The organism is Roseovarius atlanticus (assembly GCF_019802205.1).
GTDB lineage: Bacteria > Pseudomonadota > Alphaproteobacteria > Rhodobacterales > Rhodobacteraceae > Roseovarius > Roseovarius atlanticus_A.
In genome coordinates, this window is the sequence record NZ_JAHVHQ010000004.1 from 822,128 (window position 1) to 847,181 (window position 25,054).

Annotated in this window: 24 protein-coding genes and 1 tRNA gene; 7 read left to right on the plus strand and 18 right to left on the minus strand. The window is 64.8% G+C overall.

Features of this window, described 5'->3' with window-relative positions; all coding sequences use genetic code 11:
• The first annotated feature begins 1 nt into the window (after position 1).
• From KUV49_RS20630 to KUV49_RS20640, 3 genes are read left to right on the plus strand one after another with little or no spacing between them, the layout of a single operon-like run.
• Complete coding sequence (locus tag KUV49_RS20630; RefSeq protein WP_222452766.1) at positions 2-985, plus strand: branched-chain amino acid ABC transporter permease; 984 nt, start codon at positions 2-4, stop codon at positions 983-985.
• The gene (locus KUV49_RS20635) at positions 978-1,727 is read left to right on the plus strand and encodes an ABC transporter ATP-binding protein (RefSeq protein WP_222452767.1); all 750 of its coding nucleotides are present in this window, start codon (positions 978-980) and stop codon (positions 1,725-1,727) included. Before KUV49_RS20630 ends, KUV49_RS20635 begins: the two co-directional genes overlap by 8 nt.
• On the plus strand, positions 1,724-2,410 hold the full coding sequence (locus tag KUV49_RS20640; protein WP_222452768.1) for an ABC transporter ATP-binding protein: 687 nt from the start codon (positions 1,724-1,726) through the stop codon (positions 2,408-2,410). Before KUV49_RS20635 ends, KUV49_RS20640 begins: the two co-directional genes overlap by 4 nt.
• Before the next feature lie 157 nt (positions 2,411-2,567).
• Here KUV49_RS20640 and KUV49_RS20645 read toward each other — a convergent pair whose 3' ends face one another.
• From KUV49_RS20645 to KUV49_RS20665, 5 genes are all read right to left on the minus strand, one after another.
• The gene (locus tag KUV49_RS20645) at positions 2,568-4,067 is read right to left on the minus strand and encodes an AMP-binding protein (protein ID WP_222452769.1); all 1,500 of its coding nucleotides are present in this window, start codon (positions 4,065-4,067) and stop codon (positions 2,568-2,570) included.
• Positions 4,064-5,467, minus strand: a complete 1,404-nt coding sequence (sauS, locus tag KUV49_RS20650) for an acylating sulfoacetaldehyde dehydrogenase (RefSeq protein ID WP_222452770.1) — start codon at positions 5,465-5,467, stop codon at positions 4,064-4,066. Before sauS ends, KUV49_RS20645 begins: the two co-directional genes overlap by 4 nt.
• 63 nt (positions 5,468-5,530) lie before the next feature.
• A complete protein-coding gene (locus tag KUV49_RS20655; protein ID WP_222452771.1) occupies positions 5,531-6,493 on the minus strand; it encodes a Bug family tripartite tricarboxylate transporter substrate binding protein in 963 nt (320 codons plus the stop codon).
• 43 nt (positions 6,494-6,536) lie between these two features.
• On the minus strand, positions 6,537-7,001 hold the full coding sequence (locus tag KUV49_RS20660; RefSeq protein WP_222452772.1) for a tripartite tricarboxylate transporter TctB family protein: 465 nt from the start codon (positions 6,999-7,001) through the stop codon (positions 6,537-6,539).
• The gene (locus tag KUV49_RS20665; protein ID WP_222452773.1) at positions 6,998-8,527 is read right to left on the minus strand and encodes a tripartite tricarboxylate transporter permease; all 1,530 of its coding nucleotides are present in this window, start codon (positions 8,525-8,527) and stop codon (positions 6,998-7,000) included. Before KUV49_RS20665 ends, KUV49_RS20660 begins: the two co-directional genes overlap by 4 nt.
• A gap of 100 nt (positions 8,528-8,627) precedes the next feature.
• On the opposite strand from KUV49_RS20665, the gene KUV49_RS20670 reads away from it, so the two are divergent.
• Entirely contained in the window at positions 8,628-9,659 is a 1,032-nt protein-coding gene (locus KUV49_RS20670) for a LacI family DNA-binding transcriptional regulator (RefSeq protein ID WP_222452774.1), read from the plus strand.
• Here KUV49_RS20670 and KUV49_RS20675 read toward each other — a convergent pair whose 3' ends face one another.
• The 10 genes from KUV49_RS20675 to KUV49_RS20720 form a co-directional block, all read right to left on the minus strand.
• On the minus strand, positions 9,660-10,655 hold the full coding sequence (locus KUV49_RS20675) for an NAD(P)H-quinone oxidoreductase (protein ID WP_222452775.1): 996 nt from the start codon (positions 10,653-10,655) through the stop codon (positions 9,660-9,662).
• A 7-nt stretch (positions 10,656-10,662) separates the two neighbouring features.
• Entirely contained in the window at positions 10,663-12,051 is a 1,389-nt protein-coding gene (locus KUV49_RS20680; protein WP_222452776.1) for a hypothetical protein, read from the minus strand.
• Positions 12,044-12,871, minus strand: a complete 828-nt coding sequence (locus KUV49_RS20685; RefSeq protein ID WP_222452777.1) for an SDR family NAD(P)-dependent oxidoreductase — start codon at positions 12,869-12,871, stop codon at positions 12,044-12,046. Before KUV49_RS20685 ends, KUV49_RS20680 begins: the two co-directional genes overlap by 8 nt.
• On the minus strand, positions 12,868-14,373 hold the full coding sequence (locus tag KUV49_RS20690; RefSeq protein WP_222452778.1) for a tripartite tricarboxylate transporter permease: 1,506 nt from the start codon (positions 14,371-14,373) through the stop codon (positions 12,868-12,870). Before KUV49_RS20690 ends, KUV49_RS20685 begins: the two co-directional genes overlap by 4 nt.
• Positions 14,374-14,376: 3 nt before the next feature.
• Complete coding sequence (locus KUV49_RS20695) at positions 14,377-14,898, minus strand: tripartite tricarboxylate transporter TctB family protein (RefSeq protein ID WP_222452779.1); 522 nt, start codon at positions 14,896-14,898, stop codon at positions 14,377-14,379.
• A gap of 79 nt (positions 14,899-14,977) precedes the next feature.
• On the minus strand, positions 14,978-15,961 hold the full coding sequence (locus KUV49_RS20700; RefSeq protein WP_222452780.1) for a Bug family tripartite tricarboxylate transporter substrate binding protein: 984 nt from the start codon (positions 15,959-15,961) through the stop codon (positions 14,978-14,980).
• 54 nt (positions 15,962-16,015) lie between these two features.
• Positions 16,016-16,729, minus strand: coding sequence for an SDR family NAD(P)-dependent oxidoreductase (locus KUV49_RS20705; RefSeq protein WP_222452781.1), 714 nt, complete (start codon positions 16,727-16,729; stop codon positions 16,016-16,018).
• 3 nt (positions 16,730-16,732) lie between these two features.
• Complete coding sequence (locus KUV49_RS20710; protein WP_222452782.1) at positions 16,733-17,497, minus strand: citryl-CoA lyase; 765 nt, start codon at positions 17,495-17,497, stop codon at positions 16,733-16,735.
• Positions 17,498-17,500: 3 nt separating this feature from the next.
• Positions 17,501-19,024, minus strand: a complete 1,524-nt coding sequence (locus tag KUV49_RS20715) for a class I adenylate-forming enzyme family protein (RefSeq protein ID WP_222452783.1) — start codon at positions 19,022-19,024, stop codon at positions 17,501-17,503.
• A 12-nt stretch (positions 19,025-19,036) separates the two neighbouring features.
• Positions 19,037-19,828, minus strand: a complete 792-nt coding sequence (locus KUV49_RS20720) for an IclR family transcriptional regulator (RefSeq protein WP_152493277.1) — start codon at positions 19,826-19,828, stop codon at positions 19,037-19,039.
• 269 nt (positions 19,829-20,097) lie between these two features.
• On the opposite strand from KUV49_RS20720, the gene KUV49_RS20725 reads away from it, so the two are divergent.
• Genes KUV49_RS20725 through KUV49_RS20735 form a run of 3 tightly spaced genes read left to right on the plus strand, consistent with a single transcriptional unit; the run spans position 20,098 to position 22,199 of the window.
• Positions 20,098-20,607: a methanogen output domain 1-containing protein gene (locus KUV49_RS20725; RefSeq protein WP_222452784.1), complete on the plus strand. Its 510-nt coding sequence runs from the start codon at positions 20,098-20,100 to the stop codon at positions 20,605-20,607.
• Entirely contained in the window at positions 20,600-21,769 is a 1,170-nt protein-coding gene (locus KUV49_RS20730; protein WP_222452785.1) for a sensor histidine kinase, read from the plus strand. The genes KUV49_RS20725 and KUV49_RS20730 overlap by 8 nt, the downstream gene beginning before the upstream one ends.
• A complete protein-coding gene (locus KUV49_RS20735; RefSeq protein WP_222452786.1) occupies positions 21,762-22,199 on the plus strand; it encodes a response regulator in 438 nt (145 codons plus the stop codon). The genes KUV49_RS20730 and KUV49_RS20735 overlap by 8 nt, the downstream gene beginning before the upstream one ends.
• A 375-nt stretch (positions 22,200-22,574) precedes the next feature.
• On the opposite strand, the gene KUV49_RS20740 is transcribed toward KUV49_RS20735, so the two are convergent.
• From KUV49_RS20740 to KUV49_RS20750, 3 genes are all read right to left on the minus strand, one after another.
• Positions 22,575-22,649, minus strand: a tRNA-Glu gene (locus tag KUV49_RS20740).
• 102 nt (positions 22,650-22,751) lie between these two features.
• Positions 22,752-24,494: a single-stranded-DNA-specific exonuclease RecJ gene (gene recJ, locus KUV49_RS20745; RefSeq protein ID WP_222452787.1), complete on the minus strand. Its 1,743-nt coding sequence runs from the start codon at positions 24,492-24,494 to the stop codon at positions 22,752-22,754.
• Positions 24,491-25,054 (minus strand): cysteine hydrolase family protein, encoded by a 564-nt coding sequence (locus KUV49_RS20750; RefSeq protein ID WP_222452788.1) that lies wholly within the window; start codon positions 25,052-25,054, stop codon positions 24,491-24,493. Before KUV49_RS20750 ends, recJ begins: the two co-directional genes overlap by 4 nt.

Below are 25,054 nucleotides of genomic sequence, written 5' to 3' on the forward strand. Positions count from 1 at the left end.
CATGAACAGGGAAGCCTGGTTGAACCTGGCCGTGCTGGCGGGGCTGGTGGCGGTGCCGCTTTGGGCCCTGGCGGTTGACGAGCCATTCACGATCACGCTGGCGACGCGCGTGGCGATCCTGGCGCTGGCCGCTGTCGGCTTGAACATCGCGCTGGGACTGGGCGGGCTGGTGAGCCTGGGGCACGCGGTGTTCTTTGGCATCGGAGGGTATGCGATGGGGATCCTCGCGCATCACGCGCAGACCTATACGGCTGTCGCGGAATGGCCGGTGCTGATCGAAGGCACCAAGTCGATGCCGGTGATCTGGGTCGTGGCCGTGGTGACCTCGGCGCTGGCGGCGCTGGTTATCGGTGTGCTGAGCCTGCGGACGAGCGGCGTCTATTTCATCATGATCACGCTGGCTTTCGGGCAGATGTTTTTCTACTTCGCGATCTCGTGGAGCGCCTATGGCGGCGAGGACGGGTTGTCGATCTATGTTCGCAACGGGTTTCCGGGACTGAACACGCTGGTGCCGATCCAATTCTTCGGGCTTTGTTTCGCGATCCTCTGTGCGGTCTTGTGGCTGAACGCGCGGCTGATGCGGTCGCCTTTCGGTTTGGCGCTGAACGCCGCAAGACAGGTGCCGGTGCGGGTGGAGACTGTGGGGTTGAACCCGGTGCGGCTGAAGCTGGTGGCGTTCGTGATTTCGGGCGCCATCACCGGGCTGGCGGGCGCGCTTTTTGCCGACCTCAACCGCTTCGTCAGCCCGACGATGTTCAGTTGGCAGTTCTCGGGCGAGATCATCATCCTTGTCATCCTTGGCGGTGTCGGGCGGCTGTTCGGCCCGGTGGTGGGCGCGGCTGTGTTCGTTCTGCTGGAGCACTGGTTGGGCGGACTGACGGAGTTCTGGCTGATCTGGCTGGGGGTGATCCTGCTGTTGATCGTGCTCTTTGCGCGGGGCGGGCTCGTGGGGCTCCTGGGGGGGCGGAGCGTGGCGCATGACTGAGCCGGTTCTGGAGACGCGGGGCATCACGAAGAGCTTTGGCGCTCTGACGGCGAGCGAGGACATCGCGCTCGACCTGAAGCCGGGGGAAATCCATGCGGTAATCGGGCCCAATGGCGCGGGCAAGTCGACGCTGATTCAGCAAATCTGTGGTCTTCTGCGGCCGGATGCGGGGCAGGTCCTGCTGGGCGGTCGGGATGTCACGCGGCTGGGCGCGGCGGCCAGGGCGAGAGCCGGGCTGGCTCGGACGTTCCAGGTGTCGCAGCTGGCGATGGAGGACACGGTTCTGCAGAATGCGCTGCTGGGCGCGCTTGGCGCCACCGCGCGGCCCTGGCGGTTTTTCGGGCGGGCGCTGGACGATGCTGAATTACGGGACCGGGCGGAGGCGGCGCTGGCGCAGGTCGGGCTGGCCGATGCGGCGGCGACGCTGTGCGCTGACCTCTCGCACGGGCAGCGGCGGCAACTGGAAGTGGCGATGGCGCTGACAGTCCATCCTCGCGCCTTCGTTATGGACGAGCCGATGGCGGGGCTGGGGGCGGAAGGCTCGAAACGGATGACAGGGTTTCTGAGCGAGCTGCGTGGCACGGCGCCGATCCTGCTGGTGGAGCACGACATGGACGCGGTCTTTGCCCTGGCGGACCGGATCAGCGTTATGGTCTATGGCCGGATCATCGCGACGGGAACGGTCTCGGAGATCCGGGCCGACCGGGCGGTGCGCGACGCCTATCTGGGAGAGGAGGCATGAGCCTGCTGCGGGTCGAGAGGCTGGAGGCGCATTACGGCGTGAGCCAGGCGCTGTTCGGGGTCGACCTGGAAGTGGAGTCAGGCGAGGCCGTGGCGCTGATGGGGCGCAACGGGATGGGCAAGACCACGACGGTGCGGGCGATTTGCCGGATGATCCCGAGCCAGGGAAAGTTGTATTTCGACGGTCACGACTTGCACGCTCTGCCGAGCCACCGGGCGGCGCGGCTGGGCATCGGGTTGGTGCCGGAGGGGCGACGGTGCTTTCGGGATCTGACAGTGGCGGAGAACCTTTTGGCGGCGGCCCGGCCCGGACCGTGGAATAGGGCGCGCGTGGCGGAATTGTTTCCCCGGCTGGAAGAGCGATCTGCGCAGGTGGCAGCCTCTTTGTCGGGCGGAGAACAGCAGATGCTGGCGATCGGACGGGCGTTGATGACCAACCCTCGGCTGATGATCCTCGACGAGGCGACCGAGGGTCTGGCGCCGCTGGTGCGTGCCGAGATCTGGGCGGCGCTGAGCCAGCTGCGGGACGCGACCGAAATGGCGCTGCTGGTGATCGACAAGTCAGTGCGGGAACTGGCGCAGGTGGCGGACCGTGCGGTGCTGATGGAGCGGGGAGAGACGGTCTGGACGGGCGCGATGACCGATCTGACGCCGGATGTGTCGGAGCGGTACGTGGGAGTGTAAGGGGCCGCTCCCGCTGCCGCTTTCCTGTGCGCCCCGGTTCCCGAGCCGTGGCCTTTTGTTTTGAGCGGGGAGGTCCCGGGTCAGTCCCGGGACGGGATTCCGGAAGGCGCTCCCGGAATGGTGAAAGCGGCGTGCAGGGCGGCGCCGGGACGTGCTGTCAGCGGTTCGCCGGTTCGAGGATGTCGGCGAGTTTCAGGCGCTGGATCTTGCCCGATGGACCCTTGGGCAACTCGTCGAGAAAGTGGATCTCGTCGGGGGATTTGAACGCGCCGAGGCGGTTGCGGCAGATCTCGATCAGGTCCGCGCCCTTGAGAGCAGAGCCAGCGCGGACGCGCACCGCCGCCTCGACGGTTTCGCCGTAGGTGGTGCAGGGCCGGGCGAAGGCGGCGGCCTCGATCACATCGGGATGGGTGTAGAGCGCTTCGTCGACCTCGCGCGGGGCGATGTTCTCGCCGCCCTTGATGATCAGCTCCTTCAGGCGGCCGGTGACGAAGACGTAGCCTTCGGCGTCCATGCGGGCGAGGTCGCCGGTGCGCAGCCAGCCGTCGCGGAAGGTGTCGCGGGTGGCATCCGGATTCTTGAGGTAGCCCTGCATCACGTTGGGGCCGCGCACGGTGATCTCGCCTTCGGTTTCGGGCGGCAGGGCGGCGCCGGTGCTGTCCTGGATCTGGACCTCGCAGCCATAGGCCATGCCGGACGAGCCGATCTTGCGGGTGGCGGGGGGCAGGGGGTTCGACAGGATCTGGGCGGCGGTTTCGGTCAGGCCCATGGTCTCGATGATGGGCACGGAAAAGCGGGTCTCGAAGGCCGATTGGGTCTCAATCGCCAGCGCCGAGGATGCGGAGCGGCCGAAGCGCAGGCGCTCGCGCACCTCGGGGTCGGGTTCGTCGGTGCCGTGGAGCAGGTGTGAGATGATCGTGGGGACGGCGGAGAACCAGGTGACCTGCGCGTCTGCCGCCTGATCCCAGAAGCGGGAGGCTGAGAATTTCGAGGTGACGGCGAGGGAGCCGCCCGAGACAAGGCTGCCCATGACGGTCACGCAGAGGCCGTTGATGTGGTAGACGGGCAATACGCAGAAACCGCGATCGGCCTCGGAAAGATCGTGCGCGATGGTGGTGGTCCAGCCTCCGGCCAGTAGGCTGGCATGAGTGTGCAGCACGCCCTTGGGTCGGCCGGTGGTGCCGGAGGTGTACATCAGGAGGGCGTGATCGTCGGGGGTGACCGGGTGCAGGTCGGCATCGGCCCGCTCGGACAATGAGACCGGGGTGATGCCGGTTGTGTTGGCGGGCTTGAACTGGTCCGTGCAAGCGTCGTGGACGAAGGCGAAGCGGGCCTCGGAATGCTCCAGCGCGTAGGCTATGGCGTCTCGGCCCGCGGCGAGGTTGATCATGGTGGCGCGGAAGCCGCCGGCAAGGGCGCCGTAGAGGGCGACGAGGCCGTCGCGGCTGTTGGGGGCGACGATGGCGACGCTTTCGCCGTGCGCCGCACCACGGGCGGTGAGGGCGCGGGCGAAGGACAGGGCCGCGTCCTGGAGGGCGGGCCAGTCGAGATGGGAGCCGTCCTCGGGGAAGACGCAGGCGGTGCCCTCCCGGTCGGCGCGAGCGGCGAGCCAGTCGCGGACGGTGCCCTCGGGCGGTGTGTCGCGGCTGAGCTTCATTGGCCGGTGGCCTTCCAGTAGTCGGCGAAGATATCCTCAAGCGTGGGCTCAACGGCGGGGATTTCGCGCACGATCTTGGTGGATTGCAGGAAATGCTTCCAATGGACGTTCTCGTCGATGGAGTTGCCGCCCCAGCTGCCGCAGCCCATGGAGAGCGAGAAGGGCATGCCGTTGGTGAAGGCGCCGCCGGTGGCGAATGTATGCGCCTGGTTGACGATGATGCGGCTGGTGGGAATGGCGCGGGCCAGCGTCATTGGGCGGGCGTCGTCCGTGCTGTGCAGGCCGACGGAATGGCCCGCGCCCTGGAACAGCTGAATCTCGCGGGTGATGCGGATGGCGTCGTCGAAATCCTTGGCTGAATAGAGCGCGAGGACGCGGCTGAGCTTTTCGCCGGAGAGGGGATGGTCGGGGCCGATGCCGGTGGTGGGAACCGCGATGTATTCGGTGCCTTCGGGCACCTTGCCCGACAGCCCCAGCGCGTCGATCATCTTGTCGGCGTCCTGGGCGATGACAGCGCGGTTCAGATGCCCGTCGGGCCAGAGGGCGGCGACGACGGCGGCCTCGTCCTCGACCACGGCACCGCCGGCGCGGGCCATGGCGGCGATGAAGGCGTCGCGCACGGCCTCCACCACGACGACCGAATTCTCGGACGAGCAGGAGGTGGCGTTGTCGAAGGTTTTCGACGCGCGGATCTTCTCGGCGGCGGCGTCGAGATCGGCGGTTTCATCCACGATGACGGTGACGTTGCCCGCGCCGACGGCGACGGCGGGGGTGCCGGAGGTCTGGGCGCGGTGGACATTGTTCTGGCTGCCGGTGGCCACGACCATGTCGCAGGTTTCCATCAGGCGCTGAGTCTTGTCCTTTGAACCCGGCGCGGGGACCATGCTGACAAGGTCGGGGTCTTCGCCGATCTTTGCGAACTCGGCGTGGATGAATTGGAGCAGTTCCTCGCAGCTGGGCACGCCCTTGGGCGAGGGGGCCACGACGATGGCGTTGCCGCATTTCAGCGCGTTGATGATGTTGTTGGCGGGCGTGGCGGCGGGGTTGGTCGAGGGCACGATCGCGGCCACGACACCCTTGGGGCGGGCGATTTCGGTGATGCCAGTGGCGGGGTCTTCGCGGATCACGCCGAAGGTGGTGACGCCCTTGATGTCGCGCATGAGACCGAGCGTCTTGCGGTGGTTCTTGGTGATCTTGTCGGGCACGTTGCCCAAGCCCGTGGTCCGGACGGCCAGTTCTGCCAGTTCCCGATTGCGGCCCGGCTCCATGATCGCCCATGCGACAGCCTGTGCGGCGCGGTCGTAGCGCTGTTGGCTGCCCTCGGCCTCGTACCGGGCTTGGGCGGCGCGGGCGCGGGCGATGATGGCGTCCAGGTCTGCGATGGGGTCAGGGGCGTTCATGGTGCGAAACCTTTCTGGTCAAGGGCGCGCAATTGATGGTGCGCGCCCCGGTGGCATGGCGGTTCAGAGACCGGAGAGCAGTTCCTTGAGGGTTTCCTCGCGGGCGGCCCACATCTCGATCACCTCGTCTCGTGTCATGACGTGCATGGGCGAGCCGCCCGCTTCCATCTTGCCCTTGACGCGGTCGTTTTCGAACATGGCGGGGACGATCTCGGCCAGCTTGTCGATGATCGGCTGGGGCGTGCCCTTGGGCACCATCACGCCGCGGAAATTGACCGAGGCGTTGTCGATGTCATAGCCCTGTTCCTTCATCGTCGGCACGTCGGGCAGAAAGTCGCTGCGCTCGTTGTCGAAGACGCCGAGGATCTTGACGTTGCCCGCCTTTTCGGCGCGGAACGCGTCGGAGAGGTTGTTGACCCCGCCCAGCACGTCGCCGGCGATCACGGCCTTCATGGCGCCCGCACCCCCCGCGTTGTTGGGGATGTAGGCCAGTTTGACGCCAGCGGCCTTTTCAAGCTGAAGCGCCGCGATGTGGTGGCCGACGTAAAGACCGGCGCCGGAAAAGGTGAGGCCGCCTGGGTTTTCCTTGGCGTAGTTCACCACGTCTTCCATCGAGTTGAACTGGCTGTCTGCGCCCACGACGAAGACCGCCGGGTCGGCGCCCCAGTTGGCGATGGGCTCGAAGCTGTCGGTGCTGTACTCGACGCCGCCCTCGATGGACTGAGCGATGAAGTGGGGGACGTTGTAGGCGCCCAGGGTGTAGCCGTCGGCATCGACCTGCGTCGCGAGCCAGTTCCAGCCGACGCGGCCGCCCGCGCCGGGCTTGTTGACGATGGCGATGGGCATTCCCAGAGCGTCCTCGTTGCCCGCCGTCATGGTGACGATGCGGGCCTGGAAATCGGTGGCGCCGCCGGCGCCGTAGCTGACCATCAGCATGACGGGGCGTTCGGGGTAGTTGTCCTGGGCCCCGGCGGTGCCCGCCAGGCCCATGAGCGCAATGGATGCGGCTGCAATCAGGTTCTTCATTCTTGGGTCCTCCCTTGGAAAGTTGTCTTTCGCTTCTTGGTTCTCAGAAAAGGATCTCTCGCGGGGTGAATACCCCCAGCAGCAATGCAAAGAGACCGTACATCACGGCCAGGAAACCGGCGGTGATCAGCACCCGTTTGACCCATGTGCGGCCCGCGCCGTGAGGGGCGGGGTCGTAGAGGGACAGCAGGATGAAAAAGGCGATGGTGGACGCGGTGTAGAAGCCCAGAGCCTGAGCGGCCCAGAAGACGTAGATCAGCAGGACCACGATGCCGGGCAGGATGTTTCGCATGGCGATGGCGCTGAGGCCGGGGCCGACGCGGGTCTTGCCCAAAAGCGCCTTGCCGAAGGTCCAGAGGGCCAAAGCCACGAACACGACCGAGATGATGCGGGGAAACAGAAAGGCGCGGGCGGGCGTGCCGGTGAAGCTGAGCCAGGCGACCCAGATGCCGACAAGGGCGACCAGACCGCTGGCGAGTATATGCTGGGTGCGCGGGCGGTCGGTCACGAGGTCTGCTCCTGTTGTTCGAGGGTGTCTTCCTTGCTGAGGAAGCGGCGCTGGCGCAGTTCCATCCAGACCGAGTAGGCGATGGAGGCCACGACGATGCCGATCAGCGTGAGGTTCAGTGCGCCGGTGAAGAAGTAGCTGCCCATGTTGGACGTGGCGTTGGCGATCATGGCGCCCTGCACGAAATTGGCCTCGGCGATCGGGCCGAGGATAAGGCCCAGCACCAGCGGTGCTGCGGAAAAGCCGAAGCGCTCGAGGAAATACATGCCGGTGCCGAGGGCGGCCATGATATAGACATCGCCCATGGAGTTCTGCACCGAGTAGCTGCCGAAGACGGCGAGCGCCAGCACCACGGCGGCCATGACCGCGTTGGGCACCTGGGCCACGCGGGCCGCGAGTCCGGCCACGTAGAGGCCGAAGACGCACATCAGGATCTGGCCGATCAGCATGGAGTTGATGAAGGTCCAGGCGACATCGGGGTAATTCTCGAAGAGATCGCTGCCCGGAAAGATGCCGTGGATCAGCAGGCCGCCCAGCAGCACGGCGGCGGTGGGCGAGCCGGGGATAGAGAGCGTCAGCAGTGGCACCAGCGACGGGCCGACCATGGCGTTGTTGGCACTTTCGGCGGCGATCACGCCCTCGCTGTGGCCGGTCCCGAATTTCTTGCGCTCGGGGCTGGCCTTGCGCGACTGGTCATAGGCCACGAGCCCCGCGATCTGGCCGCCGACGCCGGGGATGAGGCCGATGAAGGAGCCGGTGAGCGTGCCGATGCTGAGCGCGCGCGAGCGGCGGAAGACCTCGCGGATCGCGTCCATGATGGGGCTTTTCTCGACCTTGAGAACCTCGGCGTCGTGCTGGTGCCGGCCCTTGGCGAACATGGTGATGACCTGCGGAATGGCGAAGAGGCCGATCAGGGCGGGGATGATATTGATGCCGCCCGATACGCTGGAATGGAAGATGAAGCGTTGCGCGCCCATCACGTCGTCGAACCCGATGGTGGCGAGCCAGAGCCCGATGCAGCCCGACAGCAGCCCCTTGACCACCGAGCTTGAATCGAGCGAGCCGATGACGGTGACGCCGAGGATGGCCAGCCAGAAGAGATGCGACGGCCCGAAGGCCAGCGCCCATTCGGCGAGTACCGGCGTGAGGAAGATGAGCAGGAGCACGCCGAAGACCCCGCCGATGGCCGAGGAGATGAACGACAGTTGCAGGGCGCGGGCGCCCTGGCCGTTCTTGGCCATGGTGTGCCCGTCCAGCGTGGTGGCGATGTTGGCGGGCGCGCCGGGGATCTTGAGCAGGATGGCGCTGACCGCTCCGCCCGCGACAGTCGAGGTATAGGCGGCGCCCAGCAGGATCAGGCCCTGCGTGGCGTCGAGCTTGAACGTGAACGGGATCAGCAGGGCCACGGCCATGGTCGGCGACAGGCCCGGCGTGGCACCCAGGATCAGCCCGCCGATGGTTCCGATCAGAAGCAGCATGAAGTTGAACGGCGTGAACACGTCGCCGAAGTAGAACAGGAACTCCAAGCCGTATCCTCCCATTGGCTTGTCGCGATTGACCTGAAAGGGTATGGGATGAAAACAATATTACAAATGTTTTCATTATTGGCAGCAATAGGCTGGTCAAGTGGCTGATAAATCGAAAAGAAAAGCCGATATCATTGCCGTCGCAAAGGCGGCGCGCGTGTCGCCTTCGACGGTGTCGCGCAGCTTCAATCATCCGGACCTGGTGAAGGCCACGACTCGGAAAAAAATTGATGCCGCGGTGCGGCGGCTGGGCTATATCCGCAACCGCGCGGCGCAGACGATCCACGGCATTCGCAGCGGCACGATCGGGCTGATCGTGCCCACGGTGGACCAGGCGATTTTCGCCGAGATGATCCAGAGTTTTTCCGAGGCGGTGGAGGAGTTGGGCTTCACGATCCTGCTGGCCTCTCACGGGTTCAACCTGGACCGGGAATACAGCCTGACGCGCAAGATGCTGGAGCATCGGGTGGACGGCGTGGCGCTGATCGGGATCGAGCATACGCAGGACACGCTGGACCTGCTGGCGCAGCAGGAGATGCCGACGCTGCTGTTGTGGAGCTTTTCGCCCAACGCGCCGTTTCCGTGTGTGGGGTCGGACAATTACGCCGCCGGGGCGTTGATCGGGCGGCACGTGGCAGGATTGGGGCACCGGCGGGTGGCAGCCATGTTCCCGCCGGTGGAGGGGAACGACCGGGCGTCGCTGCGTTTTGCCGGGGTGAAGGATGCGCTGGCCGAGGTGGGGTGCAGTATCCCCGAGGCATGGCAGTTGGTGGCGCCCTACAGCGTGGCGACGGCGAAAAGCGCGGTCGAGGCGCTGATTGCGGAGGGCGACATGCCGACGGCGATCATCTGTGGCAACGATGTATTGGCCTGGGGCGCGCTGCATGCGCTGAACCGGGCCGGGATCGACGTGCCGGGGCGGGTGACGGTGACGGGGATCGGCGACTTCAAGGGCTCGAAGGAGTTCGAACCATCGCTGAGCACGGTGCGCATCCCGGCGCGAACGATCGGGGCGCGGGCGGCAGAGGCCATCGTGGAACTGACCACCTCGGAGGGGGTGGTGGACGTGGCGGCGCTGATCCCGCCCGAGATCATGGTGCGCGCGACGAGCGGGCCGCCGCGCGAGGACTGACTATTCGCGCACCGACAGGACGATCTTGCCAACGTGACCGCCGGCCTCGAGCTCTGCATGGGCGTCGGCGGCGCGGGCGAGCGGATGGACGGAATTGATCACCGGCCTGATCGCGCCCTGTGCCAGAAGTGGCCAGACCTGCGCCAGCAGGTCAGCGGCGATGAGGCCCTTTTCCTGCGGCGATTGCGGACGCAGGGTGCTGCCGCAGAGGGTCTGGCGCTTGCGGATCATGCCTTCGATGTCGATTTCGGTCTTGCCGCCGCCGAGAAAGGCGATGATGACCAGCCGCCCCGCGACGGCGAGGGAAGCGAGGTTGCGGTCGAGGTAGTCGGCGCAGATCATGTCGAGGATGACGTCGACGCCGCGCCCTTGGGTGAGGCGGGCGATTTCCTCCTCGAACCGGGCCGTGCGGTAGTTGATCGCCTCGGTCGCGCCGAGGTCGCGGCAGGCCTGGCACTTTTCGTCGGTGCCGGCGGTGGCGTAGACGGTGGCGCCCATGGCGCGTGCGATTTGAATGGCGGTTGTGCCGATGCCACTGGCGCCACCGTGGATCAGGACGGTTTCGCCCTCTGCCAGGCGGCCGATGCGAAAGAGGTTGGTCCAGACGGTGAAATACGTCTCGGGCAGGGATGCGGCCTCGACCGCCGAGAGGCCGGAGGGCCAGGGCAGGACCTGTGGGGCGGGGGCGACGCAGTATTCGGCGTAACCGCCGCCCGCGACCAGCGCGACGACCTTGTCGCCTTCGGCGAAGGACAGGACGTCGTCGCCGCAGGACACGACCTCGCCCGCCACTTCGAGGCCCAGCACCTCGGTCACGCCGGGGGGCGGGGGATAGCCGCCCTGGCGCTGGCGCAGGTCGGGACGGTTGACGCCGGCGGCGGCGACACGGATCAGCACTTCGCCCGGGCCGGGCCGGGGGATGGGGATGTCGCGGGCTTGCAAGACCTCGGGGCCGCCGGGTTGCGTGGCGAAGACGGCTTGCATTGTCTGGGTCATGTTGGTCCTAACCTTGTAGAGAGATGACTGTGGCGGTGGCGAGGAAGAGGCCAAGCGCGGCCAGCGTCAGCACGGTGAGTTTCAGGTTGCCGCCGCGCAGGAGCGGGGCCGGTTCAAGCTGCATGATCCGGGTGGTGATCAGCACGTTGGCAGTAAAGGGCGTGGAGGCCGCGGTGAGCCCCCATCCGATGATCGCGGCCAGCGCCAGCCACACCAGGGCTGGTTCGGGCACCAGCGGGTGCAGCACGCCCAGAAGGATGCTGGCCGACACGATGGGGTTGAGCGCCGACAGCCCGCCCAGCACCATGCCCACGGGCACCAGGGCAATGATCGCGGGCACCAGCGCGTCGGGGGGTGCGGGGAGGGCGCCGTCGAAGCTGCCGACGAACCAGGCGATGACCGCGCCGAGAAAGCCCGCGCAGGAGACGATGACGATCTCGTTGACGCCCGATTGCGCGGTTGCCCCCAGTTCGCGGTGCAGGCCCGGCGCGAGGCGCGCGGCGACCTGGATCGTCCACCAGGCGAGCGAGAAGCCCAGCACAGCCAGCAGTACCGAGGCCGGCATCGAAAGGTCCGCGGCCACGTGCAGCCCGAAGGCCACGGCAACCAGCAGGGCGACGCGGGCGACGACGCGCAGCAGGATCACCTGATCCGGCAGAGGCGGCATGGCGCGTGCCAAGGTCGGCTGGTCGGCGTCGGGGGGCGGGGTCGTGCGCGGGCCGCGCGACGCCAGATAACCCGCGAAGAGGTAGAGGAGTGCGGCAACGAGGCCGTAAGGCAGGATCTGGAAGTAATCGACCTCGGGCAGGATCGACAGGGTGATGATCGTCGAGAGTGCAAGCGGCGACCACATGGGCATGGCGCCGAAGCCGCGCAGCATCGAGAGGGTGAGGTCCTCGACCGCGTTCTGTTTTTCCAGCGTCTCGCGCGTTTGTGCCAGCAGCGTGGCCATCAGGCTGGCGGCGCCGAAATTGAGAAAGATGGCGAAGATATGGGTGCCGAGCGTGACGAAGAGGTAACGTGCGCCGCGCGGGCGGTTCGCGACGACGGCGGCGGCCTTGCGGATATCGGGCGCGCGGGAGGCGGCGCGGCTGAGCAGGCCAAGCGCCACCAGAAAGGCGGCAAGAAAGGTCATGCGGCCGAGGCCGCCGGTGGCGTCGATCCAGCCGCCGGCCCAGCCCCAGAGAAAGAGCCCCAGTACGAGACCGCCGATGATCCAGGCGGGGCGGTTGAGGCCGCGGTGGTTGAGCAGGGCGAGCGCCAGAAGAGCGAAGACGATGGGAATTTCCGGCACCGGCACGACGATGGCCGCGGCGCCGGTGACCAGCAGGTAGAGCGCCAGCAGCGGATTGAGCATGTCCCGGACGCGTCCGGGTATCACGGGTGCCTTAGCCATCAACGGCCTGACGGATGCTGGCCGACAGGCCGCCGTCGACCACGAGTTCGGTTCCGGTGATGTAGCCCGCCTTGTCGGAGGCCAGGAACACCGCCGCCTCGGCGATGTCCCAGGCGCTGCCCATGCGGCCGAGCGGGCATTGCGCGGCGCGGGCGGCGCGCATCTGCGCCTCGGTCCGGTCGCCGTAGCTGTTGGCCAGAGTGACGCCGATCCGGGGCGTGTCGATGAGACCCGCGATGATGGAATTGACGCGGATGTTGTCGGGCGCGAGTTCCACCGCAAGGGCGCGGGCGAACTGGTTGGCGCCGGCCTTGGTGGCGGAATAGGCGAGGTGGGGATAGCCCACGTGCCGGATCGACGCGATCGAGGAGGTGACGGTGATGACCCCGCCGCCTTGGGCGCGCATCATCGGGATGGCAGCCTGTGCGGCCACGTGCAGCGAGGTGAGGTTGGCGTCGCTGATGCGGCGCCAGTCAGCGGGCGTGGTGTTTTCGGACGGACCGCTTTTGCCCAGGCCCACGTTGCAGTGCAGGATGTCGAGACGGTCGTGCCGCGCTTCGATGCCCGAGATAAGGTCGGTGACGCTGGCGTCGTCGAGGACATCGACCGTTGCGGCCTCGGCGCTGCCGCCTGCTTCGGTGACGTGGGTCACGGTTTCGCGGGCCGATGCGAGGTCGCTGTCGGCGGCGATCACATGGGCGCCTTCGCGGGCGAGGCAAATGGCGATGGCCCGCCCGATGCCGATGCCCGACGCGATGGAGCCGGCGCCGATCACCAGCGCGATGCGGCCCTGAAGGCCGGTGTCAGGCGCGCCGCTCATGCCGACCCCGAGGCGCGCAGGGCGTCGCGTTTGGCGCGGGTGGCGCGCAGCTCGCGGCGGATGCCGACGAAGGCCGACAGGATGGTGATGACGATGAAGATCCAGCAGATCGGGCTGCGGAAGAAGATAGTGATATCCTCGGAAATGAGGAAGGACCGGCGCAGGTTGTCCTCGAAGAGAGGTCCGAGGATGAAGCCCATCAGGAAGGGGGCCGCGGCCATGTCGATCTTCATCATGATGTAGCCCAGCACGCCGAAGGCGAGCATCACGCCCACGTCGAACATCTGGCTTTGCACGGCGTAGCTGCCGAAGACGCAGAACATCAGGACGATGGGCAACAGGATATGGCGCGGGATGTCGGCGATGCGGGCGAAGTAGCGGATCGCCAGTTTGCCCGAGCCAAGGAGCACGATGGAGCTGAGCATGATGCCGATGAAGATGGCGTAGATGATGGTGATGTTGTCCTGGAACATCAGCGGGCCCGGGGTGAGGCCCTGGAGCATGAACGCCCCGAGGATCACCGCCGTCACCACGTCGCCCGGGATACCGAGCGCAAGGAGCGGGATGAGCGTGGCGCCGGCAACGCCGTTGTTGCCGGCCTCAGAGGCGGCGACGCCCTCGATATTGCCCCTGCCGAAGGTTTCGGGGGACTTGGATGTACGGCGCGCCTCGCCATAGGACAGGAACGCCGCCGCCGTGGCCCCGGCGCCCGGGATGGTGCCGATGATGACACCGATGAAGCTGCCGCGGATGATGGTGACGAGGCTGGATTTCAGCTCGGCCAGACTCACGCGGCTCTTGTCGGCGGTCTTGACCGTGAAGGGGGCGACCTTGCGCACGTAGAAGTCGATCACCTCGGGCAGGGCGAAGAGGCCGATCAGCAGGGGGATGTAGCTGACCCCGCCCATCAGGTTGAAATTGTCGAAGGTGAAGCGCTGCGTGCCATAGACCAGGTCGAGCCCGATGGTGGAGGTCAGAAGGCCCAAAAGGCCCGAGATCAGGCCCTTGGTCAGGGACGAGCCGGAGATCGAGATCACCACGGTCAGCGAGAAGCAGATCAGCCAGAAATATTCGGGAGGGCCAAAGGCGAGCGCGAGGCCAGCGATGAGGCTGGCGAAGAAGATCAGCGAGAGGTTCGACAGGAAGTCGGCGATGCAGGAGGCATAGAGCGCCATGTTGAGCGCCTTGCCTGCTTGGCCCTTTTGCGCCAGCGGATAGCCGTCGAGCAGCGTGCAGGCCGCTGCCGGCGTGCCGGGCGCGCGGATCAGGATGGCGGTGATCGAGCCGCCGAAGACGCCGCCCTTGTAGACGCCCACCAGAAGCAGGATGCCGGTGACGGGATCGAGGTTGAAGGTGAAGGGCAGGGCGAGGGCCACGGCCATGGTCGCGGTCAGGCCGGGGATCGCGCCCACGGTGACGCCCAGGAAGACCCCGGCGGTGATCGCCAGAAGGTTGCCCAGGGTGAAGAACATCTCGAAGCCGGTTGCGATATTTTCAAGCATGGATCACATCCAGTCTTCGAAGAGGCCCATCGGCAGGGGCACCTGCGCGACATGGGCGAAAAAGAGATAGACCAGCACCGGCACACCGATGCCGACGCCCAACAAGATGAGCGGTCGGCGTTCGCCCCCGATTGCCATGAGGGTGATGGTGACCAGAATTGCCGTCAGGGGCATGCCCAATTGGTCGGGCAGCAGCAGGTAGATCACGAGCAGGCCGACGAGCATGAGCACGCGGCTTTTCCAGCGCGGGTGCGTTCCGAGCGAGGCTTCGTCCTCGCCGGGGATATGGGCGGCGAAGATGGCCTCGAGCAGGTGGATCAGGGCGAAAAGGCCCACACCGGCGGTCAGGACGTAGGGCAGGAAGGCAGGCGATAGCGGCAGGTGCTTGACCGAGGCGGGTGTCGTCACCCCGGCGGGGATCACGACGAAGGCGAACACCGCCGAGGCCAGAAGCGTGAGAGCCGCGAAGACGATTTCGCGGCGGCGTCCCCGGCGGGCGTCGGTGTCTGATCTGGTGTCGCTCATGGCTGGCCCTCCTCCCGTGCCGCCCGATTGGCGTGACGGCCCCTCGTGGGGGCCGCCACCATGTAATGTGCAGGCTGAATTATTCGACCGTGACGCCGGCCTCGTCCACGACGGTTTTCCAGCTGGAGAGTTCGCCCTCGATGTACTTGGCGAAGTCTTCGGGGCTACCGCCCTCGATGCTGGCGCCGCGGGTGTCGGCGAACTTCTTGAAGCTGTCGCTGGTGATGACCTCGTCCAGCGCCTCGGACAGCGTGGCCACGACGGCCTCGTCGGTGCCGGCCGGGGCAAGGATGCCAAACCACGAGCGGGCCGCGAAGCCGTCCAGCTCGGCGATGTCCAGCTCGTCCAGCGTGGGCACGTCCTCAAGCTGATCGGAGCGTTCCGGCGTGGTCACCGCCAGCGCGCGCAGGGCGCCCGATTGAATATGCGGCATGGCCGAGGGCAGGTTGTCGAACATCACGTCCACGTCGCCCGAGAGCAGGGCGGGCACGGCCTCGCCGCTGCCGCGGAAGGGCACGTGGGTCATGTCGGCGCCGGTGCGCGCCTTGAACATCTCGCCCGAAAGGTGGATCGAGCTGCCCACGCCCGACGACCCGAAGGTCATGTTCTCGGACTTGGCGGCGTCGAGGAATTCCTGCGCGGTCTGGTAGGGGCTGTCCTTGTTGACCACCATGACGTTGGGGATCGACATGATCAGCTTTACCGGCGCGAAATCCGCGACCGGATCGTATTGCAGGTTCTTGTAGACCGCGGGCGCGATGCCGTGCGACGAGACCTGCCCCATGAAGAGCGTGTAGCCGTCGGGACGGGCTTTGGCGGCCTGGGTGGTGCCGAGCGTGGCACCGGCGCCGGGGCGGTTTTCGACCGTCACGGTTTCGTCCAGCACCTGTGCGAGGCCATCGGCCACCTGGCGAGCCAGGATGTCGGTGGCGCCGCCGGCACTGTAGGGGACGATGATGGTGATGCGCTTGGTGGGATAATCCTGCGCCATGGCCGAGCCGCCAAAGGCCAGCATGGCGGTGGCGCTGACGGCGCCGATCAGGGTTCTGCGATTGAGTTTCATCTTGGTCTCCTCCTTTGGTGAAAAGTCTTGTCTTTCGTTGCGTCCGGGTGGTCTTCAGACGGATCCGATCGTCATGCCTCCACAGACGTAAAGGACCTGTCCGGTCACGAACCCCGCCCTGTCCGAACAGAAGAACGACACGGCGTCGGCCACGTCCTCGGGGGTTCCGGTGCGTTTCATGGGCACTGTCGCGATAATTTTCTCGGTGCGCGGGTCGCCCGGCGGGTTCACCTTGTTGAAAAGTTCGGTGGCGATGGGGCCGGGGCCGAGCGCGTTGACGGTGATGCCGTGCCGGCCCAGTTCTAGCGCCCAGGTCTTGGTCATGCCGTGCAGGCCGGCCTTGGTGGCCGAGTAGGCAGTGCGGAGCTCCTTGCCCAGGGCCACGCGGCTGGAAATGTTGACGACGCGGCCCAGCCGCGCGTCCTTCATCGAGGGAAGGGCGGCTTGCAGGCATACGAGCGGGGCGCGCAGGTTGACCGCCGCGACCTTGTCGATGGAATAGGGGTCGGTCCCTTCCACGTCCGCAGGCTCGACAATGCCGGCATTGTTCACCAGCCGCGTTATGCGGCGGCCGTCGCAGAATTTTTCCAACGCGGTGCGGGTGGCCTCGACATCCGACAGGTCCAGTTCCAGCACCTCGTCGGCGTGCTCGTGTTCGGGCGCGATGCGGTCCACCACGGCGACGCGCAGACCATCGGCCTTGAGCCGTTCGGCAATCGCCGCGCCGATGCCGCGCGCGCCGCCGGTGACGATGGCGAAATCACTCATGGATCACTCCTCGAACGGCATGGCCTTGTCGATCGTCTCCCAGATGAAGCGACCGGAGGGTTTCTGTTGCTCTTCGGCGATATGCGCGACAAGGCCCGCGGCACGGGAAATGACGGCGAAGCCGCGCATCAGGTTCACGGGGATGTCCATGTCGCCCAGAAGGGCGGCAGTGGCGCCGGTGGCGTTGATGGTGATGTGGCGGTCGAATTCCGCGTCGACGGCGGCCGAGAGGGTTTTGAGCGCGCGCAGATAGCGGGGGTTGTCGGATTCTTTCTCGCCGATCTCCAGCAGCTTGAGCGCGCGGGGGTCGTCAGGGCGGTGCAGGTGGTGGCCGAAGCCGGGCAGGTGGGCCTTGCGTGCGCGATGTTCGCGCACGATCTCGGCGGCGCGGGCGGCCTGGGCGTCGGCGTCCAGATCGACCAGCTCCGACAGCAGGCGGGCGTTATTCTCGATCGTGCCGACGAACTGGCTGCCGACGGCCAGAAGACCTGCGGCCACGGCGCCTTGCAGATTCTCGGGCGCGGACATGTAGATCGACCGGGTGGTGATGGCGCTGGGGGTCAACCCGTGTTCCATCATCACGATCAGGATGGCGTTCATCACGCGCTTCTGGCTGGGGCTGACCGGGCGGTTCAGGATGTGTTGCATCATCACGGTGACGAAATCGCTGTCATCGGTCAGAAGCTCGTCCACGAGGTTGTGGTTGCGATAGAAGATCTCGGTGTCGGTATAGCGGCACAGCGATGTCGTGGGCGCTGGTTTGGACATGGGTCAGCCTTTCTGAAGTTCGTCGGCCCGCGCGGCGGCGTGCTCTTCGGCGAGTTGGTTTTTCTGAAGCTTGCCGATCGCGTTGCGCGGCAGGCTGTCACGGAAATTGACGGATTTGGGCGTATGGACCGGGCCGAGACGTTCGCGGATGAAGGCGATGATCTCGTCACCGCTGACGGCGTTCGCGTCGCGCACCTGCACTGCGGCGTGCACGGCCTCGCCCCACTTGTCGTCGGGCACGCCGTAGACGGCGCAATCGATGATCTCGGGGTGTTCGCCCATGATGGTCTCGACATCGGCCGGGTAGACGTTGAAGCCGCCGGTGATGATCATCTCCTTGGCGCGGCCGCGGATGAAGAGATAGCCGTCCTCGTCCTTCTGGCCGAGGTCGCCGGTGTGCAGCCAGCCATCGATCAGAGTCCTTGCGGTGATGTCGGGCTGGTCCCAGTAACCTGTCATCAGCAGGTCGCCGCGAATGACGATTTCGCCGGTCTCTCCTGCGGGCAGGAGATTGCCCTTGTCGTCCATGATCTCGACCCGGCTGAGAAAGGTCTCTCGTCCCACCGAAGCACGCTTGGCGGGGTCCTTGAGTTCTTCGGCCGAGATCATGGTGGCGATCTGGGGCGCCTCGGTCTGGCCGTAAGTGGAAGCAAGGCAGGGGCCGAAGATGTCCTGCGCGCGTCCGATGGCGTCGGGGCGCATCGGCCCGGCGCCGTAGATCAGGTTCTTGAGATGCGCATAGTCGGCGTTGCGGACATTTTCGAGTTCCATCAGCATGTAAAGCACGGTGGGTGGCACGAAAGTGGTGGTGATCCGGGCGTTTTGCAGGAAGTCGAGAGTCTGCTCGGGGCGCGGCCGGTCGAGCAGCACCAGGGTGCCTCCGGTGGCAAGCGTCGGCAGGATATAGGTTGAGGTGCCGTGGGTGATAGGGGCTGCGGCCAGGTAACGCTGGCCTTCGCCCAGCGACCAGGCGGCGACTTGCGTGGCGATGTTGGTGTTCCAGGCGCGGTAGGGCTGCATCACGCCCTTGGGCAGCCCGGTGGTGCCGCCTGTGAACTTGATCGCCTGTGTGGCCGACAAGGGCAGGTCGGCTTCTGCCGGGGCTTGCCCTGCATGATCGCGGTAAAGCGCGCCGGTGGTGCCTTCGCCGCCTTCGGGGTCGGAATAGAGGAGAGTGGTCTCGGCCTCGATGAGTTTTTCGGCGGTGTCCTGCTGGACAATCACGATGCTGGCGCGGGTGAAGGCAACGGCGCGAACCAGTTCGGTGGTCGCGTTCATCGGCTGCAGCGGGACCCAGACCTTGCCCGCCGCCAGAACCGCCAGCCAGCAGACCAGATGGTCGATCGTATTGTAGCAACAGATGCCGACGCGGCTGCCGGATTCGGGATCCATCCGCTGCAGCCCTGTGGCAAGCGCCCGCACTTTCGCGTGGAGTTCACCGTAGGTAAGGGCGTCGTCGCCGTGCTCTACTGCGACATGATCAGGCCAGAGTCTTGCCGCGCGGTGAAAGAAGTGAATTGGGTACATGATTTGCCTGCCTTACGTCCTGAAACCTGCCCGAGAGAGCGCACGTGTCATCACCTCGACGACTTCCGTCCGGCGCTTGGGTGCCAGCCGGGACTTCAGCGCGGAGACCGACAAGCCGGCTCTCAGCTGACCCGTGCTGTCGAATACGGCCACGGCGATGGCGCTGACCTCGGGGATGATGATGGAGTTGTTGACCAGCCACCTGTGCTCGCGCCAGTGGCGAACCATGCGTCTAACCTCGGAAACGTTCAGATCGCCATAGCGGCCGTAGACATCGCTGTTGGAGGCGATCAGCCGGTCGCATTCATCCTCCGGCAGAGCTGCCAGCATCGCCGCGCTGCCTGCCCCTACGCCGAGCGGCCGCCGGGCACCCACCTGCAACGTATTGGCCGAGAGCGGGTAGGCGGCGTTGACCGAGTCGATGCACAGCGCTTCATCCCCGAAAGGTACGCTGAGATAGGCCGTCTCGCCGGTCAGGGTGGCGGTTTCTGCAAGAGCGGGATGCAATTCCATCCGCAGCGAGTCGAACTGACGCGGTGAGCCGGGTGCTCCTGCCAGATCGAAAATGCCGATGCCGAGAGTGTAGATCTTGGAATAGGGGTCGAAACTGAGAAGCCCACCGTCGACGAGCCCCTGAAGAAGCCGGCGCGCGGTCGCTATCTTGAGATTGGCCTTGCGCGCGACGGTCGACAGGGTGACCCCGGTCGCGTTGCGCTCTGCCACCACCGGCAGAAGACGGATCGCCTTGGCGAGTGACGTCTCTGCGGTCTTGGCCTCGTCCTTGCCTTGTCGCGTGTCGTTCAAAGTTTCCTCCCGGGGCGGAGCCGTTCCGGTGCCGCCAACTGGATGCGAACTTCACGGGCGAGAGTGGCAAAGTCTAGGCGCTTTCAATCAAAATATGAAAAAATTTTACCGATATATGATAATAGTAAAAGTAATATATTGATTATAAATAATTAACATAGTCACTAAACTTGTCGCTTTGAATGCGGTTCACGGGGTGAGGTTCTCTTTTTGTTTACGCCTCGCTGCTAGACATGAGGCCGACACCCTTCGCGGAAGGAGTAGAACGCATGCCGGACCCAACATTCGCGGACCCCGAAGGAAAGATCTCAAGAAACCGGGATCAGTTCCTGCGCGAGCTTCTCAGAGAACTCGCCTTCGTGCTGGAAAACCGGATCGGCATTGAGGATGCAAAAGGCTTCATCGCGCGGGTCGGGACGCGAATCGGTGAAATGATGGATGCCGAGTATCGCGATCTTCTCGAAGTCGAAAGGCTCGATGCAAAGCAGGTTGCAGCAGCGCTCGTCGATCTGAAAAAGCGGATCGAGGGCGGGTTTGAAATCGAGTCGATTGCAGACGACCGGATCGTGTTGGTCAGCGACGCCTGTCCGTTCGGCTCCTATGTGAAGGGGCGCCAGTCGCTTTGCATGATGACATCCAGCGTGTTTGGCCGGATCACGGCGGACAATCTTGGATATGCCAGGGTGGAAAAGGCCGAGACCATCGCCCGTGGCGATCCACGCTGTCGGATTATCGTGCATCTGTTCGAGGGCAAAGTCGGCCGCGAGTACTTTGGATAAGGGGCTTCAACAGACCGATCTGAGTTGCAGCGCTTTTCATGCGCTGGCCAACCATGCTCTTGTTGTCGACCGCAAGGCTCGCGTGTGTGCAGCCAACCGAAAAGCGGAACAACTGCTGCGGGACACTATGAAGCACGCGAACGAGCCTGACGCATGGTACTTGCCTGACGTGTTTGCCGTGTCGCGGGAGGCCGCCACCAGGGAGATTCTGTTGGCTGCATCCGGCAGCGATCTTGTTCTTCCTTTGCGCAAGGCGGGGCCAAACGGGCCGCAGGACGTTCGCTTCAGGGTAAGCGCCATTCGCACGGGAAGCCGCGCGCCAGAGCATTTTGTTCTGTTGTCTCAGGGTCAAGACGTAGTGAGGGCGCCTTTCGACCTTCTCAACGCAGAACTTGAGAAAGCCGATATCGAAGCGCGGCGCGAACGTGCGCATCGTCGCTCTTTGCAGCGCGCCAACAAAGTACTGAACGCGTCCAATGCTGAGTTGAAGTCGTTCGCCTACGCGGTATCTCACGACCTGAAGTCGCCGATACAGACCGTATCGATGCTGCTTTCGGAGATGGCGCAGTGCCAAGAGGGCGGCTCGTCCGACGACTTGGCGGACCTGATACGCATGGGCCAGGAAACGCTGCAGCGCATGTCTGTCTTGATCGGGGACGTTCTGCGCTACACGCAGTTGATCGGATCGGACATGTCGATGTCGCGCTGCGACCTGAACATCATCCTGGAAGAGGTGATCTCGGATTCGCGGGCCGAGATAAAAGAGACCGGCGCCACGGTTCGTCATGGCAGACTGCCGGTCGTCTTCGGCGACGCCGTGATGCTGCGCATCCTCTTTCAGAACCTGATCGGCAACGCGATCAAGTATCGACATCCCGAGCGCGCGCCCGAAATTCTCGTGCAACCCGGCCGGAAGGGCGCGCAAGGTCATGTCGGGATCGAGGTCAGAGACAACGGCATAGGCATTGCCCCCGAATATCGCGACCGCATTTTCGATCTGTTCAGCCGCCTGCACCGGCACGACGAAATTCAAGGCAGCGGGCTTGGCCTGACCATGTGCCGCAGGATCGTCAACAGGCTGGACGGTGAAATCGAGGTTCTCGAGAACTCAAGCGGCGGCTCTGTTTTCCTAGTCTCACTGAAGGTTTTCAAGGATGATTAAGTTTGAGCACACGCATTCGGAAGCCATCGAAACGGTGCTGCTGGTCGACGATGACACGTTCTTTCACATGGCGTGCAAACGGCTCATGCAGCGCAGTGGACTTGTGAAGACCCTGATCTGCTATCCGATGGCGGTGGACGCGCTGGAATTCCTGTCGCGCTCGGACCGGCCCCGCGTGGATGTCATCTTCCTCGACATCAACATGCCGAAGATGAACGGTTTTGAATTTCTCGAAGAGGCTGTCACGCGGTTCGGCACTGATTTCTGCAGAAAGATCGTGGTTATGCTGACGTCCTCGCTGGACGCCAGGGATGTCGCGCGAGCCAAAGCATGCAGTGCCATCGACTCTTACGTGAACAAGCCCTTGTCGCACGAGCATATTGCATCCATCGCCGGCAAGCTGAAAGCAGGCCGGGAAAGGTCGGGGTGAAAGATGTGTGAGCTTGCTTTCGGCGCACATTTAACCGACGCGACTGATACTTGCGGCATGTTCCGGGCCAGTCAGCGGCGTTCAGGATGATTGCGGCAGAGATGGCGAAGCGCAATCGCAACGGAGCATGGCGATGCAAGAATACTTGTTGGAAACCACGCGTTTGGACGCGCGTCGCCAGAGCCGATCGAAGGGTAAAATCATCGAATGCACGAGTACTTTCATGCTCTTCTCTTGTGGAGTGAATCTAGCAGTTCAGAATGGAGATTCAGTGCAAAACGCTCTCGATGCCAGTAAGTTAGGCTTCAAGTATGTAGAAGATTGAACGCGAAGATGACGGGGGCTGTCGAAGCTGTGACGGTGCTTCCGAGAAAGTGGCAGCCCGTAGGGGAATCGAACCCCTCTTTCCAGGTTGAAAACCTGGCGTCCTAACCGATAGACGAACGGGCCAAGCCTTGGCGTGAGCGAGTACCTATGAAAAAGCCGCGCGCTGCGCAAGAGAATTCTTGGATATTTTTGCAGTCAATTTCAGCTGTCGGGCACGCTGTTTGGTCAGCCCGCCAAAGCCGCGTCCTCGAGGCGAAGTTGGACAGTCTGACGTCCGCCCCAGCTGTTTATGTCGAGGCGTCCCGCCAGATGAAAGCGTTGGCCACCGTGCTCTTCCAGGGTCTTTCCCAACTGGGTATCGTAGGCACCGAACGCTATGGCGTCGAGGTTCACGCCGGTGCCGTCGCCGAAGCGCAGCTTCAGGTGACTCTCGCCTACGCGTTTGGCGAAACTGATCGTCATGTCCGGGAACGCGTAGCGCGGGCCGGGGGCGCCGGCGCCGAAGGGGCCTGCGTTCTCGATTTGATTGACCAGTTCCGGGGACGCGGCGCCGGGCATCAGAACTCCGTCAAGCGTAAGATCCGCCGGCCCGGTCGATCCGGCGCCTTGACGCGCAAGCAATTCTGACAGCCGGTCCATCGCCGCCTCAAGGTTGGCGCGTGCGACCGTAAGGCCAGCTGCCATTTTGTGCCCTCCGCCTTTCAGCAACAGGCCCTCGACGGCCAGGCGTTGAATGGCGTGGCCCAGGTCGACGCCCGCAACGGATCGGCCGGACCCCTTTCCTTCGTCGCCGTCGAAACCGATCACGATGGCGGGCCGGTTCGTGGCTTCCTTCAGACGCGAGGCGACGATGCCGACAACGCCGGGGTGCCATCCGTCACCCGCGGCCCAGACAAGTGGTGCATCGAGACCGCGGGTTTCAGCTTGGTCCAGCGCCGCGGCCCGAACGACGGTTTCGACATCGCGGCGTTCGGTGTTCAGTTCGTCGAGCTTTTCAGCCAGTGAGATAGCCTCGGCCGGATCGGTGCAGGCAAGCAGGCGAGCGCCGAGATCAGCGCGGCCCACACGGCCGCCTGCATTGACACGGGGGCCCAGAACAAAGCCCAGGTGATACGAGGACGGGGCGGTATTGACGCGTCCGATATCGCACAGCGCCACAAGCCCGGGGCGAAGGCGTTTGCCCATGACCGCGAGGCCCGTTCGCACGAACGCGCGATTGACATCGCGCAACGGTGCCACGTCCGCGACAGTGGCAAGCGCCACCAGATCGAGCATCGCCATCAGGTCCGGCCCCGGTTTTCCGGCTTCGCGCAATTGGCGACCGGCCTCGACCAGCATGAGGAACACAACGGCGGCGGCGCAGAGATGCGCCAGGTCGCCGCTTTCATCCTGGCGGTTCGGGTTGACGACCGCCAATGCAGGCGGAAGAGTTTCGCCGCCCAGATGGTGATCGAGGACGAGAACGTCGGCGCTTGTGGCCGCTGCAAGCGCGTCATGACTGAGCGTGCCGCAATCGACACACAGGATGAGGTCATGCGTCGCCGCCAATTCGGTCATGGCCGGAGCGTTCGGCCCATAGCCCTCGTCGATGCGGTCGGGAACGTAAAGCGTTGCGGAGCGTCCCATCTGCCGGAGCCAGTCGATCAGCAAGGCAGCAGAACAGCCCCCGTCGACATCATAATCGGCGAAAACGGCGATCTTCTCGTTCCGCTCGACCGCGGCGAGAAAGCGCGTCGCGGCAGTTTCCATGTCCTTGAGGCTGCGGGGGTCGGGCATGAGGTCGCGCAGCTTGGGCTCCAGATAGGTCGTGGCATCGGATGGTGCCACGCCGAGACGGCAGAGTGTCTGGCAAAGCGGGCGCGGAAGTGCCGTCTCTTGCGCCATAGCTTCTGCCAGCCGGTCTATCGCCGGCGTTGGGCCGACCCAGCAGCGATCGGTCAAAGAGCGTGCGACGCCCAGAAAGCTCATTGAAGGTCGCGGAGAATCGCCGCAACGGAGCGGGCTCTGCAGAATTCGCCGTGCAGGTGCGATACGGCTGTCGCATGAATGGGCTCGGGATCCATCGGTGACAGATCAGGATTCCAGCCGGTATCGGCAGAAAAGGAAAATGCCGCGCACGCATCGTGGGCGAGCGTCACATCGTACCCCAGGTTGTCGGCCCACCGCACATTGGTGGAAACGCAATGCGGTGTCGTCAGACCGCAGATCACAAGCTCGGGGACGTTGAGATACCGCAGGTGGGACGGCAATGCGGGATCGACGAAAGCGGAGTTCGTCGATTTTTCGAAGATCGGCTCGCCGTTCAGCGGCGTCAATTCGGGCTTGAATTCGCATCCGCCGGAGTCGGGGTGCAGCGGGCTGCCGACCACCTTGCTGAGGTGCAGAACGTGACAAACAGGACCACTGCGCTCTCGCCATGCGGAGAGAAGCTGTGCCGCCCGCTCTTCGGCGTCTGGATTGTTGCGAGCGCCCCAAAAATCGGCCTCGAAACCAGTTTGAAAATCAATGAGTACAAGAGCTGGAAGCAT